The sequence below is a fragment of the Bauldia sp. genome (genome assembly GCF_965232525.1).
GTDB lineage: Bacteria > Pseudomonadota > Alphaproteobacteria > Rhizobiales > Kaistiaceae > Bauldia.
Genome location: NZ_OZ246980.1, coordinates 4,296,333 through 4,314,582, shown reverse-complemented (window position 1 = coordinate 4,314,582; position 18,250 = coordinate 4,296,333). Strand labels below are relative to the sequence as shown.

Here is an 18,250-nt window from a genome sequence, read left to right as displayed (position 1 = left end):
TTGCGGTCACACACCCGCTGAAAAGGCGAAACGTCAGACTAGAACGGGTTCCAAGTCGGCCGGCTGGTGAATTTGAGGTAGCCGAAGTTGACACCGAGACGGGCGCCGAGGCCCGAAACGATGGGAACGACGTAGGTGCCATCGCGGGAAAGCACCGTCATACCGAGGCCGGCGACCGCATAGGCCGAGCCATTGATTCCGATGTAGCGGCGGAACAGGGCGTCGAGTGACGGCAGGTCGTAGATCAGCATCATCACCCGGTTGCCGTTCGCGCCGACGTCGAGCCCAAGCGAAGGCCCTTGCCAGTAGACCCGATGCTGCCCGGCGTTCTTGGTGTACAGGACGCCCTCGCCGTACCGGGCGCCGCCGATCACCGCGCCACTGGCTTCCTCGCCGATGATGTAGCCGTTGGGGAGGCCGTATCGGCTTATGGCGTGTTCCACGACGCCGGCCAAGCCTTGCGACACGTCGCCGAAGAACTGGTGGCCGGCATTGACCAGTTCCCGATGGCTGAACCGGCCAGGATCGACAGGTGGCAGCGCCGGGTCGACGGTCGCGCCCGGGTCGGTCGCTAAGGGGGCGCCGGCGCCTGGCTGGGCCGGATAGACACGCGTCTCCGGTGACACCGGGGCCACCGAACCCGTGACGACGTTGTCCTGGGCCAGTGCCGATCCCGTCGCCAATGCCATCAACGGCAATGTGGCGAACAAAGCGGCCGCGAGGATGCGGCGGGCGGTGTCAAACATCGGAATCCTCTAGTTGCCGGTAGTGACCGCTGGAATCGGTGAATCATTCGGTCTCTAGAGTGAATTAAGCGTGAAGAAAGCGGCGTCGCCGGGGCGTTTTCGGGGCGTCCGGTTGGCACATGTCAGGGCCCGTTGTATCCGGGCGATGGCTCGTGCGCTGGCGATTCGGCGTCGGGCAACGACGAGGAGGCGACATGAGCGCGGTCAAGGAACTCGATGCCCTCGATCTGGCGGCGCTGCTGTGCAGTCGCGTCTGTCACGACATCATTTCGCCGGTCGGTGCGATCACCAACGGGCTCGAGGTCCTCGACGAGGACAACAGCGAAGACATGCGCGATTTTGCCTTCGACCTGATCCGGCGGAGCGCCAGACAGGGCTCCGCCAAGCTGCAATTCGCGCGCTTGGCGTTCGGCGCAGCCGGTTCGGCCGGCGCGGAGATCGACCTTGCCGATGCCGAGAAGGTGGCGACTGGTTACATGGAGGGCGAGAAAGCCGACTTTTCCTGGACGGCGCCGCCCGCACTGATGGGCAAGGACCTGGTGAAGCTCCTGCTCAATCTCGTGTTGCTCGCCAACGCCGCGGTCCCCCGCGGCGGTCGGATCACAGTCACCGTCGAGGGCGATGCGACCTCACCTCGCTTCGCCCTGCAGGCCGCGGGGCCGAATGCCCGGGTTCCGGCAGCTTTCGATCGCCTGGTTCCCGGCGATATCGAAGGGATCGAGGTCGATGCCCAGGCCGTGCAGGGCTATTACGCCGGCGCGTTGGCCCGCAGCAGCGGGATGGCGGTCACCGCCCGTGTCGATGGCGACGATGTGGTGATTGAGGCGCGGCCCTCTGCCTAATACCATCTCCGAGAAAAAACCCCGCCTCGAAAGGCGGGGCCGGCAGCGCGCTTTGATCGGAATCGGTGTCGGCGTCAGGCGCTTTCGCGAATCTCGGTCTCGTCCGGTTCGCGCAGCACATAACCGCGGCCCCACACCGTCTCGATGTAGTTGAGGCCGCCGGTCGCCGCGGCAAGCTTCTTACGCAGCTTGCAGATGAAGACGTCAATGATCTTGAGTTCGGGCTCGTCCATGCCTCCATAGAGATGGTTGAGGAACATCTCCTTGGTCAGCGTCGTACCCTTGCGGAGCGAGAGCAGCTCCAGCATCTGGTATTCCTTGCCGGTCAGGTGAACCCTTTGGCCGTTGACCTCGACAGTCTTGGTATCGAGGTTGACGGCGAGTTCGCCGGTGATGATCACCGACTGGGCATGTCCCTTCGACCGACGAACGATCGCGTGGATGCGGGCGATCAGCTCATCCTTGTGGAAGGGCTTGGTCATGTAATCGTCGGCACCGAAGCCGAGACCGCGGACCTTGTCCTCGATCCCGGCGAGGCCGGAGAGAATCAGGATCGGCGTCTTCACCTTCGACACCCGGAGCGAGCGGAGCACCTCGTAGCCGGACATGTCCGGCAGGTTCAGGTCGAGGAGGATGATGTCGTAGTCGTACAGCTTGCCGAGATCGACACCTTCTTCGCCGAGATCGGTGGTGTAGACGTTGAAGCTCTCCGACTTCAGCATCAGCTCGATGCTCTGCGCAGTGGCGCTGTCGTCTTCGATCAAGAGTACTCGCATACCACTCCCCCTGGCCTGTCTCGCCAAACGGGCGAACCGGCGGCTCCCGCGGATGCACAGAAACAGTTAGCTCCGATTCGCAACGCTATCCCTCAATGGTTAACAAACACTGATTCCATCGGACAAGCTGATTAACGCCCAATTGAGGAAAATCTTTCACTTGCTCGATTTAGCGACAAATCTACTGAGTAAGACTGCGTTAACCGGCATCATGGAAATCCCCAAAGCGACTCAACGGACTCGGTGATTTCCACCGGGTTGATTGCTGCCCGGTTTACCCGGGGTTAAGCCATCCTCGGTCATGATTAACGCGAGACGTAAACGAAAGGTTACCGTCCCTGGCCGGCTGCCCGGTCCGGTGCGGTCGCCCGAAAAGCGTCGCCAAAAAAAGTATGAAGGCCGCCGAAAAACAGTGGCGGTTCAGGAGGCTAAGGGAGCGTGGTCATGAAGTCGAAAGAGAGCCTGGTCCGTTTGAAACGGTTCAACGTCGACGAGAAGCGGCGTCAGGTCGGCCAGATCGAGGCGATGATCGCAGAGTTCGAGAAGATGGCGTCGGACCTCGCCGCTCAGGTTGCAGCGGAACAGAAGCGAACCGGCATTCAGGATGTCGAGCATTTCGCGTTTCCGACCGCCGCAAGGGCTGCCGTCCAGCGTCGCGACAATCTCAAGGCATCAGCGGATGATCTCAAGGCGCAACTGGCGGCCGCTACGACCGAACTCGCCGAAGCGACCAGCGAACTCGAAAAGGTCGAAGCGCTGCTCCAACGCGATGCCGTTGATCGATCCGGTGAGACACCGCAACACCAGACCGCTGCCGGTGGTCACTAGTCGCCTCTCGCCGGTTCCTTGCTGCCCGAAGCACTTCGTGGCCGAATGAGCGGGACATGCGGGGCGGCTGTTTCCGGGTAACGGCCGGACAGCCTTGGGTCGTCCATCACTTCGACCGCGATCTTGTAGGGCACGAAGCCGGCACGGCGGTAGAATTGGAGCGCCGCCGGATGATCGTTGGTGCATGTGTGGAGCCAGACCCGGTGGGTGTCGACGCGAAACGCCGCGTGTAGGGTGGCCGACATCAGATGATGGGCGACGCCGTCGCCAATCGCCGCTGGGACGACCCCGAACATCACGATTTCCACGTCGCCCGGCTGGCGCCGGTCGAGCTCGGCAACGCCTAGGATGTCCGATCCGTTCTCGATGACGTGGATCTCGACGTTCGGATTGTCGAGAATCGCGCGAAGCGCATCGTCCGGCATCATCGGGATCTCCGACCAGAGCCACGCTTCGCCTATCTCCCGGATTAGGTCGCGATACCAGGATAGATCAGGGTCGATGACATGCCGGACCGATAGCCCCTCCGGTAGCGGCGGCCGCGACGCCGGCGGCTCGGTCATCTCCAGGAAGGTCGCGACGTTGGCGGTCTTGCCCGCCGGCAGGCCGGTATAGCCGTTGAGGTCGAGAGGGATGCTCTCCATCGCTTCAGTGGTCTCCGATCCGTCGACGGACATCAGCGATCGTCTCCGGTGGAACGCCGGCGTCCTCGGCAAAGGCCATCAGAAGCCGCTCGTCACCGAGCAGGTAGTCGAGCACGCCGACGAGAAATCCGGGCTCGCCGGCAGCGTCGCGCACCATGTCCGGGGTGAGACCGGTGAGCGCCAGAAAGCGGCTTAGGTCGTCGGGGCTGTCGGCAAGATAAGCGAGCGCCGACACAGCGAGGGACTCGGCGTCGGTTTGACGGTCATTGCGGTCTTTCAACACGGTAGCACTCGTCGGTTGGCTTTCGCCCCGAAATCGCGGATATGGTGGCCCAAGGTGCGCCGAATCTGGGCACCGATCGCTGGACGATACGCACACCGCGCAGATATGCCAAAGACCGTTCTCGTTGTCGAAGACAACGAACTCAACATGAAGCTGTTCCACGACCTGCTGGAAGCCAGCGGGTACGAGATCCTCGAAACCCGCAACGGGCTGGAGGCAATGGATCTGGCCCGAGCGCACCGGCCGGACCTGATCTTAATGGACATTCAGCTGCCGGAGGTATCCGGCCTCGAAGTCACTAAATGGCTGAAGGAAGACGACGACCTCAAGTCGATTCCGGTCATCGCGGTCACCGCTTTCGCCATGAAAGGCGACGAGGAGCGGATTCGCGAGGGCGGATGCGAGGCCTACCTCTCCAAGCCGATTTCGGTGAGCAAGTTCCTCGAAACCGTCAAAGCCTATCTCGGCGATGGATGACCCGGTCGTCATGCCAGTTTTGGTGCGCACCGTCGGGGACAGCCGTGCCGCGACATCTTGGCGGACGGGTTGATCGGTTCGTCCATTCGGCCTAAGTCCGAACTCATGAGCGCTCCCGAAGAAAACAAGACTTGGCAGGCGGATTCGTCTCAGAACGAACTCGGATTGCCGAAACGTCCGGTCTGGCGATCGATGGTGCGTGGCTTCCTTGGTCGCTGCCCCCATTGCGGCAAAGGGGCGTTGTTCCGTGGTTATCTGAAACCGGTATCGGAATGCGCGGTCTGCGGCGAGGACATGAGCCATCAGCGTGCCGATGACGCGCCACCGTACTTCACCATCCTGATCGTCGGCCACATCGTGGTGCCGGTCATGGTCACCGTGGCACTGGCGACCGAGCTGTCGGTCGCCACCCATATGGCGATCTGGTTGCCGTTGACGCTGGCCATGTGCCTGGCGCTGCTCAGGCCGATTAAGGGCACGATCATCGCCCTTCAATGGGCGCTCTACATGCATGGTTTCGAGGGACGGGGCGATCCCGACGCCATGCCGCAGGGCTTCCTGCGAAGCGACAGCGCCTAACACCGCGTAGCTTCCGCGCAGGGGAGGGGGGTGATGACGCCAGTCTCGAAACGGGTGCAGGCGGCTGACGACGCCTTCCGGGCCATCGCCGATTTCTATGATGCGCTAGCGGAAAAGCGCCGCGACGGCGACGACGTGTGCGATTTCACCTTTGGCAATCCGAACGAAATGCCGTTGCCGCCACTGGTCGATGCGATCCGGCAGCGGGCCATACCGCAGGACGAGCGTTGGTACGCCTACAAATCCAGCGATGAAGAGTCCCGGGCGTTTGTGGCCGAGCGGCTCAGTCGCGAGCTCAGCCTGAGCTTCGAGCCGGAGGATATTGTCTTCACCGCTGGGGCGTTCGTGGCGATTTCGATCGCCATGCGGCTTGTTCTCGATGCGGGTGACGAGGCGTTGTTCTCGGAGCCGGCGTGGTTCTGCTACGAGCCGATGCTGCTTGCCGCCGATGCGGTTCCCAAAAAGGTAGCGCTGAAACCGGGTACCTTCGATCTGGATTTCGGCGCCATTGACGCGGCAATCACCCCGAAGACGCGGCTAGTGATCGTCAATAGCCCGCACAACCCCACCGGCCGGATCTACGATGCGGATACACTCCGCGCACTTGCCGATCTCCTCGACCGCGCGTCTGAGCGGATCGGCCGGCGCATCTTTCTGCTCTCCGACGAACCCTATCGGCGCCTGCGTTTCGACGGCCGTGATTTCGTCAGCCCGGCGTCGATCTATCCATGGACGCTGATCAGCTATAGCTACGGCAAGGTCCTCTTGGCACCTGGGCAGCGCCTTGGCTATCTCGCGGTCTCGCCGTTGATGCCTCGGTCCGAGCGCGAACCGCTGCGTGACGCCTATTTCTCCACCGCGATGGCGCTCGGCTGGGTCTTCGCCAGCGCGCTCATGCAGTACACGGTACCGGATCTCGAGGATGTCTCGGTGGATATCGCCGCCCTCACCCGGCGCCGTGATGTCATGTTTGCCGCGTTGACCGAGGCCGGCTACGAGATGCTGATGCCGGAGGGGACGTTCTATCTGTTCGGCCGCTGGCCGCGCGGTGCAAAGGATCCGTGGCGCGCGCTGGCCGACCGGGGAGTCTATGTCTTGGCTGGCGCGACGATGAACGTGCCCGACTATTTCCGTATCTGCCTTACTGCGACGGATGACATGGTCGCGCGCGCATTGCCGGTCTTCCGCGAGATCGCTCAGTCCGCCTGAGCCGCGACCGGATTGGCGAGGCGGTAGACGGTTCCATCAGTTGCCGACATCGTCGCCGGCGCAGTGATGAACAGGGTCTCCTCGTCGATCGAAAGTGCCGGACTGGTGATATAGGCTTCGGGTACGTCGACGGTGGCGATCAGTGCGCCGTCCGATCCGACGATCAGCAGCCGCCCGGCACCGTATTCGGCTATGTAGAGGTTCCCGGCGGCATCGACCGCCAATCCGTCCGGGCCGACTTCCCAGCGACGGTCTGCCGGCGCGTTGACCAGATCGTCGAGCCGGACGAAGACTCGTCGATGGCGCAGGCTGCCGTCGGCTGCGATGTCGAATACCAGCACATTGCGGGCGAGGTGCTCCGACACATAGAGCCGGTCGCGTTCGAGGCTGACCGCCACCCCATTGGCGTAACGGATACCCTCAGCTACCCGCCTCAGGCGACCGTTCGCATCGAGGTGGATGACCGCGCCAGTCGCCTCCGCGCCCGGCGCGAACCGTCCCGACGAGGAGAAGTAGATGCCGCCTTGCCGGTCGCCGGTCGCCGCGTTGGGGGTTGGGAAACCGCGCTCGCTTTGATCGGCGACGATCACCGAGACCGTGTCTCCACGCGCGTCGACCCGCACCACTGCGTTCTCGGCGTGGCAGAGCACGACGAACCCGTCGTCGCCTGTCGGCGCCACCGCAGTAGGCCCGCAGCCCGGTTGCGACCAGAACACCGCGTTAGCCTCGCCATCGAAGCGCATGACTCGGTCGTTCCCCATCTCGGCGTAATAGAGATCGCCGTCATGAGCGAGCGGGCCTTCCGGATAGGCGGAGTCCGGGTTGAGGACGGTTAACGTGTTGGCGATCGCGGCCGCGCCGCCGGCTATGGCGGTTGCGAACAACGCGCCGATGCCGACACGCGCAAGCTGGCAAATCAAGGCTGTTCTCGCTCCCTTCGGCTTGACATTCGGGTCGCCGTTCTTAGGTTGGCGGTCAAATCCGTCGAAGGAACATGCGCAATGGCCAAGGCCACGACCATCAAGATCAAACTCGTCAGTTCGGCCGACACAGGCTACTACTACGTGACCAAGAAGAATACCCGGACCCAGACCGAGAAGCTGGCGATGAAGAAGTACGATCCCGTCGCCCGCAAGCACGTCGAGTTCCGCGAGGCCAAGATCAAGTAGCTGACGATCCGGGCTTAGGTTTCGGACCCAAAAAATGGGTATGTAAATTCGGTGCTGTGTGATTCAAACTCGCAAAACAGGAGTTTGATCACGCTCGATTACCCCTTTCTGGCTAAGCGATGAGTAGTTTGCCACTCTTGAGCCTCTCCTTCCAACCGACACCCGTGGCAAGCCACGCGTTGATGACCTCTGGGTGAGCGGGGCCATAAGGTCCCTTAGCAAAAAGGGAAAACGAAAAGTGCACCATCGCACTGCAAGTAACCTAGCCGTAAAAGTGGCTGTCGCTACGATCCTGCTCGCAGCGGTCTCGAGCAACGCTGCCTATGCGGATCATAAGAAATACTGCAGTGAATCAAGGTGCTCCGACAATTTGAAGCTTCACGATGATTGGAAAACTTGGCGCCTTTATTGTGGAACCAGCAGTGATCATTGGAGGCCCACCTCTGCTCGCGATAGTGTTGGTAGTCATGTGGAAATTACATGCAATTATTCAGAGCACAGTGAGTATTTTAAGTTCAGATGTAAGTCGTATACTCCTGTATCGGCGGTGAAATTGGTTTGGTACTGCGACGACGAGTAGACGAGTAAGAGACACACGTTAGCAGACAAAAGGCACCGCTCGGGCGGTGCTTTTCTTTTTGTAGAGAAGTGGCCGGCCCAGAACGGGTTTGTACGAGGAGGCCACTCAATCCGTTCTGAGGCCGGCCGACCCCACGGACCCAGGAGATGCGGCGGACCTGAGCACTCCGTAGGGTTTCTGTATGTGTCGCGTCTGCTGTTTGCGGCGTCAGCCTCCTCAACCCCGATCGCCGCTTGTGGTTGAACTCTATCGCCCGGATCAGGCGAAATGAACCGCGTCCGGCGCGACGGCTCAAGAAACATCGCTTTTTAGTAAATGTTTATGCTTAACGACAAGTGAGTGCGGCTCCGATCGTCGCACCGCTGCGTGATCGACCCCGCCGTTTTAGCGACGGCCACGCTTGGGTTTCCGCCCGCGCCGGTCCTTGTCGCCCCGCCGTGGGCCGGACTTGGGGCGCTCCTTGCGCGGCAGGATCCGGCCCTCCGACAGGAGCTCGAACCTGAGTGCCCCGGCGAGTGGCGCGGCTTCGATCAGCTTGACCTCGACCGGATCGCCAAGCTGGTGCATCTCGCCGCTCTCGCGGCCGATCACCGCGTGTCGGGCTTCGTCGTAGACGTAGTAGTCGGTACCCAAGGTTGACAGCGGCACGAATCCGTCGGCGCCGGTGTCGTCGAGCTTGACGAATAGGCCGGCTCGGGTGACCCCGGCGATCCGCCCGGCGAACGTGCCGCCGACCCTGTCCGCAAGCCAATGGGCGACCAGCCGGTCGATGGTGTCACGCTCGGCCGCCATCGCCCGCCGCTCCGATGCGGAGATTTGCGCAGCGATCTCGGGTAGAGCGTCACCAAAGCCCTTGGGCAGGCCGCCGGCGCCGAGCTTCAGTGCCGCGATCAGGGCCCGATGAACGATCAGGTCGGCATAGCGGCGGATCGGCGACGTGAAGTGAGCATAACGGCGCAGATTCAGCCCGAAATGGCCGATGTTCTCAGGGTGGTACTCGGCTTGGGACTGGGTCCTGAGAACCACCTCGGACAGCAGCGCACCATGTTCGGTCTGCTTCGCCCGTTCGAGAATCCGGTTGAAGTGGGACGGGCGCAGGTTGCCGCTTTTCGGCAGGGTCAGGTCGATCGAGGCGAGGAATTCGCGCAGCGCCTCCAGTTTGGCGAGCGAGGGCGTATCGTGGATGCGGTAGACCAACGGCGACTTGTGGCTTTCCAAGGTCTCGGCCGCCGCGACATTCGCCTGGATCATGAACTCCTCGATCAGCCGGTGCGATTCCAGTCGCGCCGGTATGGTGACCCGCTCGATGGCGCCATCCCTGCCGAGGATCAGCTTGCGCTCCGGCAGGTCGAGCTCCAACGGGCTGCGGTCGGATCGTCCGCGCCGCACTACGGTGTAGGCGTTCCATAGATCGCGGAGCGCCTTGGCGACTGTCTTGCCGCCCTTGGCCTTGCCGCCGTCGAAAGCCTTCTGCGCTTCCTCGTAGGACAGCTTGGCGGCCGAGCGCATCATCACCCGATGGAACGCGTGCCGGCGCTTGCGGCCCTTGGCGCTGAAGACCATCCGCACGCCGAGGGCCGGGCGGTCTTCACGCTCGCGCAAGGAGCAGAGATCGTTCGAAATTCGCTCGGGCAGCATCGGTACCACCCGATCGGGAAAGTAGACCGAGTTGCCGCGCTTCAGCGCCTCCTTGTCGAGGGGCGAGTTGGGCCGCACATACGCTGACACATCGGCGATCGCCACCGTGACGATGAAGCCGCCTTCGTTGTCGGGATCGGTGTCCGGCTCGGCAAAGACCGCGTCGTCGTGGTCCTTGGCGTCGGCCGGGTCGATGGTCACCAGCGGCACCTTCCGCCAGTCCTCACGGCCGCGCATCGTCGCCGGCTTGGCGGCTTCGGCGGCCTTCAGCACCGCGTCCGGGAACTGGTGGGGAATGCCATGCGAGAGAAGGGCGATCAGGCTCACCGCCTTCTCGTTTTTCATCGAGCCGATCACCTCATCGATCCGGGCGCGGTCAAGCCCGTAGCGGCCGCCGCGCGATACGGTCACGGAGACGAGATCGCCTTCCTTGGCGCCCTTGAGCGCGTCGGTATCGGCTATCAGTTCCTTTTGCTTGCGGTCGACCGGCTCGATCCGCGCGCCGCTCGGGGCAATCCTCACGACGCCAAGCTGGGTCGCCGGCTTGCGCGCCAGAAGCTTGATGATCCGGGCGGTGTAGTCGACATCGTCGCCACCCTTGGTGAGCCGGGCGAGCACCCGATCGCCGATGCCGGGGGCTGGCCCCTTGCCCTTTCCTGGCGCAATCAGAATGCGCGGGGTCGGCCCCTGTTCGTCGAACCATTCCATCGGCTCGCCGATCAACTCGCCGTCGCCGTCGCGACCGGTGACGCTGATGACGGTGACCGGTGGCAGGTCGTCGGCGCGCTGCAGCCGGCCTTGCCGCCTGGCGACGATGCCTTCGTCGGCGAGCGTCTTCAGCGTCGCCTTCAGCGCGACTCGGTCGGCGCCCTTGATGCCGAAGGCGCGGGCGATGTCGCGCCGGCTGGCGTTCGCGGGATGATCGGCGATGTAGGCGAGAATCTCTTCGCGGGTCGGCAGCGGCCGGTCGGCGGATTTCGGTCGCGTTGTCTTCGCCACACCTAGCTCGATTTCGCGGCCCTGCCGCCCTTGGCCCGTCCGCGGCCCGATCCCTTCTTCGCCTTGGCGGCCAGCAGCTCAAGCGCCTGGTCCATCTCGACGCTGGCGGGATCGACGTCCTTGGGCAGTGTAGCGTTTACCTTGCCATGGTTGACGTAGGGGCCATAGCGGCCGTCGCGGACGGTGATGGCGCCACCCTCGGTCGGATGCTCCCCGAGTGTCTTCAGCGCCTTGGGCGCCGCGCGCCCGCGTCGCCCACCACCGGCCTTCTTCTCGGCGATCAGCGAAACCGCGCGGTTGAGGCCGACGGTGAACACCTCCTCGACAGAGTCGAGATTGGCATAGGTGCCGTCATGAAGCACGAACGGACCGTAGCGGCCGATTCCCGCGGTGATCGGCGTGTCGCTTTCCGGATGCATCCCGACCTCGCGCGGCAGCGCCAGCAGCGCCAGCGCCCGTTCCAGGTCGATGGTCGCCGGGTCCCAGCCCTTGGGCAGGCTCGCTCGCTTGGGTTTCTTGTTGTCCTCGTCGGCCTCGCCGAGCTGCAGATATGGGCCGAACCGGCCGGTGCGCACGGTGACCGCCAGACCGGTTTCGGGATCGTTGCCGAGTTCGCGCACCCCATCGGTGCCGAGTTCCGTCCCGTTGCCGTTCTCGCCGTTGTCGGCGATCTGGCGGGTGTAGCGGCATTCGGGATAGTTCGAGCAGCCGATGAAGGCGCCGAACTTGCCGAGCTTCAATGATAGCCGTCCGGTCTCGCAGGAGGGGCACTGGCGCGGATCGCCGCCATCGGCGGGGGCCGGGAAGACGTGCGGCCCGAGCAGTTCGTTCAGCGCGTCGAGGACCTGAGCGACCCGCAGGTCCTTGGTGTTGTCGACATCGGCCGAGAACTGGCGCCAGAACTCGCGCAGCACGTCCTTCCACGAGATATCGCCGTTGGAGATCTTGTCGAGCTTCTCCTCGAGATCGGCGGTGAAGTCGTACTCCACATAGCGCTCGAAAAACGAGGAGAGGAACGCGGTGACCAAACGGCCCTTGTCCTCCGGAACGAGCTGCCGCTTGTCGAGGCGGACATAGCCGCGGTCGCGCAGCACCGACAGCGTCGCCGTGTAGGTCGACGGCCGGCCGATGCCGAGCTCTTCCATCTTCTTGATCAGCGTCGCCTCGGTGTAGCGCGGCGGCGGTTCGGTGAAGTGCTGATCGACGGCGATTCCTGTTGCGCTGAGCGGGTCGCCTTCAGCCAGCGGCGGCAAGCGCTTGGCCTCGTCGTCGTCCTTATCGTCGTCGCGGCCTTCCTGGTAGAGGGTCAGGAAGCCGTCAAAGCGCACCACTTGACCAGTCGCGCGCAAGCCGACCTTCTCCGGACTCCCGGCGGCGATCTCGACGGTGGTCCGCTCCAGTTCGGCCGAGGCCATCTGGCTCGCCACCATCCGCTTCCAGATCAGCTCGTAGAGCCGCGCCTGGTCGGGTTCGAGGGCGTGCGCCACCGAGCCCGGATCATGATCGAGATTGGTCGGCCGGATCGCTTCGTGCGCTTCCTGGGCGTTCTTGGCCTTGGTCTGGTAGTTGCGTGGCTTCGGCGGCACATAGCGGTCGCCGAAATCGCGGCCGATCTTGCCGCGGGCGGCCTGGATCGCCTCCGGCGCGACCTGAACGCCGTCGGTCCGCATATAGGTGATCAGGCCGACCGTCTCGCCATTGATCTCGGCGCCCTCGTAGAGGCGCTGGGCGACCTGCATGGTGCGCGCCGCGGCGAAACCGAGCTTGCGCGAGGCCTCCTGCTGCAGCGTCGAGGTGGTGAACGGCGGGGGCGGATTGCGCTTGACCGGCTTCGCCTCAACCGAGACGACCTGGTAGTCCCCGGCTATCAGCGCGGCCTCGATCCGACGCGCGGTGGCCTCGTCGGGGATGTCGAGGCGGCCGATCTTGTCGCCGTCGAACGACACCACCCGGGCGTTGAATTGCGCCTGTTCGCCGGTCGCAAGGGTGACGACCACGGACCAGTACTCGCGCGGGACGAAGACCTCGATCTCGGTCTCGCGGTCGCAGACAAGGCGGAGCGCCACCGACTGGACCCGTCCTGCCGAGCGCGCGCCCGGCAGCTTGCGCCACAGCACCGGCGACAGGGTGAAGCCAACCAGATAGTCCAGTGCCCGGCGGGCGAGATAGGCGTCGACAAGGTCGGCGTCGATGCCGCGCGGATGGCGCATGGCGTCAAGGATCGCGTCGCGGGTGATCGCATTGAACACGACCCGTTCGACCGGCTTGTCCTTCAGCGCCCGTTTCGCCTTAAGGACTTCCAGCACATGCCAGGAAATTGCCTCGCCCTCGCGATCGGGGTCGGTGGCGAGGATCAGACGGTCGGCGCCCTTGACCGCCTTGGCGATGTCGGCGAGGCGCTTGTTGGACTTGGAGTCCACCGCCCATTGCATGGCGAAATCTTCGTCGGGATCGACGGACCCGTTCTTCGACGGCAGGTCGCGCACGTGCCCGTAGGACGCCAGAACCGTGTAGTCGGAACCGAGATACTTGTTGATGGTTTTCGCCTTAGCGGGCGATTCGACGATGACGATATTGTTCATGGATGCCGTAATGAGGCCTCACGTCCCCGGGAAGGCTAGATAGGACTGGTTGACCGGCAGTGGAAGAGGCGGGTCAGTCGTTCAGAGCCGCCGGACCATCCAAAAAACCGAACACCCTGTCAAATCGGGCGGTGCCGCGACCCATCCGACGCGCTCCCTCGCCCCGGTTTTTCCCTGACGGCGCGCGCCCCGTACCGGCGCTGCGGTCGCCTTTTGTGACAATTTCACAAAATATATATTTCGCATATTGAAATATTCAGGTGATGAGATATATGCACCGACAACGGCTCACCGGCAGCCGTCCATTGCGAGCGGAGCTCATGGCCGAAGACCAGTCGAACACCTTTACGCCCGAACTCAGGGTGCTGATGGGCATTTACGAGATCCACCGTCGGTTCGAGCGTTTGGAGCCCGAATTCGTCGACGGGTTCGACATCACCCGTCAGGAGCGCCACGCGCTCGCCTGTATGATCGGCCCGGTCCGGATCGGGCATATCGCCAAAAAAATGCAGAGCCTGCCGTCGGCGATGACACCGTTGCTCGACGGTCTCACCGACAAGGGCCTGATCAAGCGCGAGCCGGATCCGGAAGACCGGCGCGCCTCGCTCATTGTTCTCACCAAGAAGGGCCGGTCGCTTCAGGCCGAACTCTTCGCCGCCGCTACCAAAGCCTTCTACGACGTCACCGGCCTTTCGCCGGAGGACGCCGAGGCGCTCGCCGTGTTGATGGACAAGGCGCGGCAGAACTTCACCGACGTTTAGGAGATCGAAGGCATGTCAACCCGAGCCGCACTTGCCGTCGTCGCCCTGCTTGTGGCCGGTCTGCCGGCCACCGCCGACGAGGCCCTCCGTCCCGTCAAGCTGATGACCCTGGAGCCTGAGGCCAACGGGATCGAACGCGAATTCTTCGGCCAGGTGGTGGCTCGACAGACCGTCGACCTGGCTTTCCAGGTCGGTGGCCAGATTGTCGAGCTGCCCGTCGTCGAAGGCACCCGCGTGCCGGAGGGCGGGCTGATCGCCCGGCTCGATCAGGAGACCTTCACGTTACGCCGCGACCAGGCAAAGCTCCAGCTGGAGCAGGCGCAGCGGACCATGGAGCGCCAGCAGACCCTCGGCGCGACGCGGGTGGCGCAGGCGATCATCGACGACGCCGAAACCGCCGCCGGGCTCGCCGCACTTGCCCTGCGCGATGCGGAGAATGCCCTGGAGGATGCGACGCTGACGGCGCCGTTCGATGCCCTGATCGCCGGGCGGAGTGTTGCCAACTTCACCACCATCGCCGCCGGCACGCCGGTCGTCCGCATCCACGACATGTCGGAAATCCGCGTCGAGATCGACATCCCGGAAGTTCTGTTCCGGCAGGCCCAGGAGGAGGAGCAGGTGGAGATCTACGCGGTGTTTCCGGACAGCGACGAGCGGTATCCGCTCTCGGTTCGCGAGTTCAACGCCGAGGCGTCCAACGTCGGCCAGACCTACTCGATCACCCTCGGGATGGAGCCGCCGGACGGGATGAACCTGCTACCCGGCGCGTCGGTATCGGTGATCGCCAAGCGGACGGGCCCGGGCGAGCGCATCACGGTGCCCACGACGGCGGTCGCGATCGGCTCCGACCGCTCGACCCATGTCCTCGTCTTCGAACCGCCGGGGGCGGAAACCGGGGTGGTGCGCAAGGTTCCGGTCGAACTGGCGGCCGATCCGAAGGGCGATTTCGTCCTCGCCGGCGGGGTCGAGCCCGGCACCGAAATCGTCGCCGCCGGCGCGGCGCGGCTCGCCGACGGGCTCGCGGTCCGTCGCTTCAACGGCTTCTAGGAAACGGGAATCGCAACGATGTCGATCGCGCGGTCTTCCATTGAGCGCCCGCTGCTGACATGGGTGCTGATCCTGAGTTGTCTTCTGGGCGGGCTATGGGGCTTCCTCAGCGTCGGCCGTCTCGAAGACCCGGCCTTCACCATCAAGCAGGCCGTGGTCATCACCCAGTATCCGGGTGCCTCGGCGGCGCAGGTGGCGACCGAAGTGTCCGAGCCGCTGGAGTCGGCGATCCAGCAGATGGGTGAGGTCGACACCATCACTTCGCGTAACCAGCCCGGTCTGTCGCGGATCGACGTCGAGATCAAATCCACCTATGACGGCGCCGAGCTGCCGGGGATTTGGACCGACCTGCGGGCCAAGGTGAGCGACGCCGCCCGGTCGCTGCCGGACGGTGTCGGCGTCCCGTTCGTCAATGACGGCTTCGGCGATGTTTTCGGCATCTTCTATGCCGTGACCGCGGACGGCTTTACCGATGCGGAACGCCACGAAATCGCGACCTTCCTGAGGCGCGAACTGCTGACCGTCGACGGTGTCGCCGACGTTCAGATCGCAGGCCTGCCGGAGGAGGCGATCTTCGTCGAACCCTCGATGTCGCTCGCCTACAACCAGAACCTGCCGGTTTCGGCGGTGATCGACGCGATCGCCAACGCCAACTCGGTGGTGAGTTCCGGTCATCTCGACCGCGACGGGGCGCGAACCGTGTTGCAGGCACCGGAGGGTTCCGACAGCGTGGGCGCCATTGCGGGCCTCTCGGTCGGGATTGGCGGCGAAGTCGTCAACCTGTCCGACTTCTCGACCGTTTACCGGGGCCGTCAGGACCACCCGTCACAGGTCATCCGCCACGATGGCGCCGAAGCCTTCACCCTCGCGGTCGCCGGTCTGTCGACCGAGAACATCGTCGACGTGGGCAATCGTGTCGATGCACGCCTGGCGGCGCTGGAGAGCGAGATTCCGCTCGGCGTCGAACTCAACCCGATCTATCAGCAGCACATCGTTGTCGACGAGGCGAGCAACGATTTCCTCATCAATCTCGCCATGTCGGTCACCATCGTCGTTGCCGTCCTCGCGATCTTCATGGGATGGCGCGCCGCGTTGGTCGTTGGGCCGACCCTCCTGCTGACGGTCATCGGCACCTTCTTCTTCATGGCGGTCTTCTCGATCGAGATGGAGCGCATTTCGCTCGGGGCCCTGATCATCGCCATGGGCATGCTGGTCGACAACGCCATCGTCGTCGCCGAAGGGATGCAGACCCAGATGCTGCGCGGGCGAAGAGCCGGCGACGCGGCCGAGGAAGTCAGCAAGCGGACCCAGATACCGCTGCTCGGCGCGACGGTCATCGGCATCATGGCGTTTGCCGGCATTGGCCTCAGTCCCGATGACACTGGCGAGTTTCTGTTCTCGCTGTTCGCCGTGATCGGCATCTCGCTCCTGCTCAGCTGGATACTGGCGATCACCGTGACCCCGCTGCTCGGCCACTACTTGTTCAAGCGCGGAAACAGCGAGGCGGAAACCGACGTCTATGGCGGCCGCATGTTCCGCCTCTACGGCGGTATGCTGCGCGGCGCGCTGCGGGCCCGTTGGCTCGTCGTAATCGGCCTCGTGGCGATAACCGTCGCCTGTTACGCCGGCTTCACCCAGATCCGCCAGCAGTTCTTCCCGGACTCCAACACCCCGATCTTCTTCGTCCATTATCAGTTGCCGCAGGGAAGCGACATCGACCGCACCACGGACGATCTCGCCATCGTCGAAGACTGGCTGGCCGAGCGGCCGGAGGTTGTCTCGGTCACCACCTTTGCCGGTCAGGGCGCCACCCGGTTCATGCTGACCTACGCGCCGCAGGAACCGAACCCGAGCTACGGTCATCTGATCATCCGAACCGAGACGATCGACGAAATCCCGGCGCTTCGCGCGGACCTCGACGCCTTCGCCGCCACTGCACTGCCCGATGGCGAGTTCCGGACGGAGCGCCTCGTCTTCGGCCCCGGTGGCGGCGGGCCGATCGGGGTACGGTTCAGTGGACCGGATCCGGTCGTGTTGCGATCGCTTGCCGACGACGCCATGGCGGCGATGAGCGCCGCCTCGGACAACGTCCTTCATCTGCGCACCAACTGGCGCGAACCGGAACTCGTGATGGTGCCCGTCTATGCGACCGAACGTGCCCAGACGGCCGGAATCACTCGCGAGGCCATCGCCTCAACGCTGCAGTTCGCGACCGATGGCATTTCGGCCGGTGTTTACCGCGACGGCGAGCGGCTGATCCCGATCATCGTCCGCCCGGACGACCGCAACGAGACCGACCCGATCAATTATCCGGCTTACTCCACTTCGGAGAACAAGGTCGTGCCCCTCGATCAGGTGATCGAAGGCATGGCCGTCGAGGTGCAGGATACGCTGCTCCACCGGCGCGACCGGGTGGCGACGATTACCATCAGCGCCGACATCCCGCCCGATCTGACCGCGGCGACGGTCCATGGCGAGGTTCGCGCGGCAGTCGAGGCGATCCCGCTGCCGCTCGGCTATGCGATGGAGTGGGGTGGCGAGTTCGAGAGTTCGACGGAAGCTCAGTCCAGTCTGGCGATGCAACTCCCGCTTAGCTTGATCGTGATGGTGCTGATTTCGGTCTTTTTATTCGGCGCGCTGCGGCAGACCTTCATCATCTGGCTTCTGGTGCCGATGGCGGTCAACGGTGTCGCCATCGCACTGTTGCTGACCGGCTTGCCGTTCACCTTCACGGCTCTGCTCGGACTGCTGAGCTTATCGGGCATGCTGATCAAGAACGGTATCGTTCTGGTCGAGGAGATCGATCTGGAACGCGCCGACGGTAAAGCCCTGACGGATGCGATCGTCACCGCGTGTACGTCGCGCTTCCGTCCGGTCCTGCTCGCCGCCGGTACGACGATCCTCGGGATGGCACCGCTGCTCGGAGACGCGTTCTTCGAAAGCATGGCGGTTACGATCATGGGCGGACTCGCCTTTGCGACGATCCTGACCCTGGTGGCCGCACCGGTCCTTTACCGCATCTTCTTCGCCGGGGCGGCCCGCCAGGAGCGGGTGGCCGCCCACGCCGAGGTCGTGCCGGCTTAAGACGCA

16 protein-coding genes and 1 pseudogene are annotated in these 18,250 nt (G+C 63.9%); 10 read left to right on the top strand and 7 right to left on the bottom strand.

Features of this window, described 5'->3' with window-relative positions:
• Nucleotides 1-38: 38 nt before the first annotated feature.
• The gene (locus ACO076_RS20455; RefSeq protein WP_421724656.1) at nucleotides 39-746 is read right to left on the bottom strand and encodes a DUF1134 domain-containing protein; all 708 of its coding nucleotides are present in this window, start codon (nucleotides 744-746) and stop codon (nucleotides 39-41) included.
• 194 nt (nucleotides 747-940) lie between these two features.
• Between ACO076_RS20455 and chpT the strand changes: the two genes are divergently transcribed.
• Nucleotides 941-1,588 (top strand): histidine phosphotransferase ChpT, encoded by a 648-nt coding sequence (chpT, locus tag ACO076_RS20450; protein ID WP_421724655.1) that lies wholly within the window; start codon nucleotides 941-943, stop codon nucleotides 1,586-1,588.
• Between the two features lie 74 nt (nucleotides 1,589-1,662).
• On the opposite strand, the gene ctrA is transcribed toward chpT, so the two are convergent.
• The gene (gene ctrA, locus ACO076_RS20445) at nucleotides 1,663-2,364 is read right to left on the bottom strand and encodes a response regulator transcription factor CtrA (protein ID WP_421724654.1); all 702 of its coding nucleotides are present in this window, start codon (nucleotides 2,362-2,364) and stop codon (nucleotides 1,663-1,665) included.
• 444 nt (nucleotides 2,365-2,808) lie between these two features.
• On the opposite strand from ctrA, the gene ACO076_RS20440 reads away from it, so the two are divergent.
• Nucleotides 2,809-3,192: a flagellar export protein FliJ gene (locus tag ACO076_RS20440; RefSeq protein ID WP_421724653.1), complete on the top strand. Its 384-nt coding sequence runs from the start codon at nucleotides 2,809-2,811 to the stop codon at nucleotides 3,190-3,192.
• Here ACO076_RS20440 and ACO076_RS20435 read toward each other — a convergent pair.
• The gene (locus ACO076_RS20435) at nucleotides 3,189-3,869 is read right to left on the bottom strand and encodes a GNAT family N-acetyltransferase (protein ID WP_421724652.1); all 681 of its coding nucleotides are present in this window, start codon (nucleotides 3,867-3,869) and stop codon (nucleotides 3,189-3,191) included. The genes ACO076_RS20440 and ACO076_RS20435 overlap by 4 nt on opposite strands.
• Nucleotides 3,841-4,119 (bottom strand): DUF3572 domain-containing protein, encoded by a 279-nt coding sequence (locus ACO076_RS20430; RefSeq protein WP_421724651.1) that lies wholly within the window; start codon nucleotides 4,117-4,119, stop codon nucleotides 3,841-3,843. Before ACO076_RS20430 ends, ACO076_RS20435 begins: the two co-directional genes overlap by 29 nt.
• A gap of 105 nt (nucleotides 4,120-4,224) precedes the next feature.
• On the opposite strand from ACO076_RS20430, the gene ACO076_RS20425 reads away from it, so the two are divergent.
• The 3 genes from ACO076_RS20425 to ACO076_RS20415 all read left to right on the top strand — a co-directional run bounded on the left by ACO076_RS20425 (nucleotide 4,225) and on the right by ACO076_RS20415 (nucleotide 6,384).
• The gene (locus ACO076_RS20425; protein ID WP_421724650.1) at nucleotides 4,225-4,596 is read left to right on the top strand and encodes a response regulator; all 372 of its coding nucleotides are present in this window, start codon (nucleotides 4,225-4,227) and stop codon (nucleotides 4,594-4,596) included.
• Between the two features lie 105 nt (nucleotides 4,597-4,701).
• Entirely contained in the window at nucleotides 4,702-5,175 is a 474-nt protein-coding gene (locus tag ACO076_RS20420; RefSeq protein WP_421724649.1) for a DUF983 domain-containing protein, read from the top strand.
• Nucleotides 5,176-5,208: 33 nt separating this feature from the next.
• Nucleotides 5,209-6,384 (top strand): aminotransferase class I/II-fold pyridoxal phosphate-dependent enzyme, encoded by a 1,176-nt coding sequence (locus ACO076_RS20415; RefSeq protein ID WP_421724648.1) that lies wholly within the window; start codon nucleotides 5,209-5,211, stop codon nucleotides 6,382-6,384.
• On the opposite strand, the gene ACO076_RS20410 is transcribed toward ACO076_RS20415, so the two are convergent.
• On the bottom strand, nucleotides 6,372-7,304 hold the full coding sequence (locus ACO076_RS20410) for an SMP-30/gluconolactonase/LRE family protein (RefSeq protein WP_421724647.1): 933 nt from the start codon (nucleotides 7,302-7,304) through the stop codon (nucleotides 6,372-6,374). The two genes, ACO076_RS20415 and ACO076_RS20410, sit on opposite strands and share 13 nt — an antisense overlap.
• An 81-nt stretch (nucleotides 7,305-7,385) precedes the next feature.
• Here ACO076_RS20410 and rpmG point away from each other — a divergent pair, with 81 nt between their 5' ends.
• Nucleotides 7,386-7,553, top strand: a complete 168-nt coding sequence (gene rpmG, locus ACO076_RS20405) for a 50S ribosomal protein L33 (protein ID WP_421724646.1) — start codon at nucleotides 7,386-7,388, stop codon at nucleotides 7,551-7,553.
• Nucleotides 7,554-7,650: 97 nt separating this feature from the next.
• Nucleotides 7,651-7,794 (top strand): annotated as a pseudogene (locus ACO076_RS20400) (IS5/IS1182 family transposase); the annotation flags it as partial.
• Between the two features lie 723 nt (nucleotides 7,795-8,517).
• On the opposite strand, the gene rnr reads toward ACO076_RS20400, so the two are convergent.
• The gene (gene rnr / locus ACO076_RS20395) at nucleotides 8,518-10,782 is read right to left on the bottom strand and encodes a ribonuclease R (protein ID WP_421726791.1); all 2,265 of its coding nucleotides are present in this window, start codon (nucleotides 10,780-10,782) and stop codon (nucleotides 8,518-8,520) included.
• On the bottom strand, nucleotides 10,773-13,352 hold the full coding sequence (gene topA / locus ACO076_RS20390; protein ID WP_421724645.1) for a type I DNA topoisomerase: 2,580 nt from the start codon (nucleotides 13,350-13,352) through the stop codon (nucleotides 10,773-10,775). The genes rnr and topA overlap by 10 nt, the downstream gene beginning before the upstream one ends.
• 320 nt (nucleotides 13,353-13,672) lie before the next feature.
• Between topA and ACO076_RS20385 the strand changes: the two genes are divergently transcribed.
• Genes ACO076_RS20385 through ACO076_RS20375 form a run of 3 tightly spaced genes read left to right on the top strand, consistent with a single transcriptional unit; the run spans nucleotide 13,673 to nucleotide 18,244 of the window.
• Complete coding sequence (locus tag ACO076_RS20385; RefSeq protein ID WP_421724644.1) at nucleotides 13,673-14,113, top strand: MarR family winged helix-turn-helix transcriptional regulator; 441 nt, start codon at nucleotides 13,673-13,675, stop codon at nucleotides 14,111-14,113.
• Between the two features lie 12 nt (nucleotides 14,114-14,125).
• Nucleotides 14,126-15,160 (top strand): efflux RND transporter periplasmic adaptor subunit, encoded by a 1,035-nt coding sequence (locus ACO076_RS20380; RefSeq protein ID WP_421724643.1) that lies wholly within the window; start codon nucleotides 14,126-14,128, stop codon nucleotides 15,158-15,160.
• Between the two features lie 18 nt (nucleotides 15,161-15,178).
• Entirely contained in the window at nucleotides 15,179-18,244 is a 3,066-nt protein-coding gene (locus tag ACO076_RS20375; RefSeq protein WP_421724642.1) for an efflux RND transporter permease subunit, read from the top strand.
• Nucleotides 18,245-18,250 lie beyond the last annotated feature (6 nt).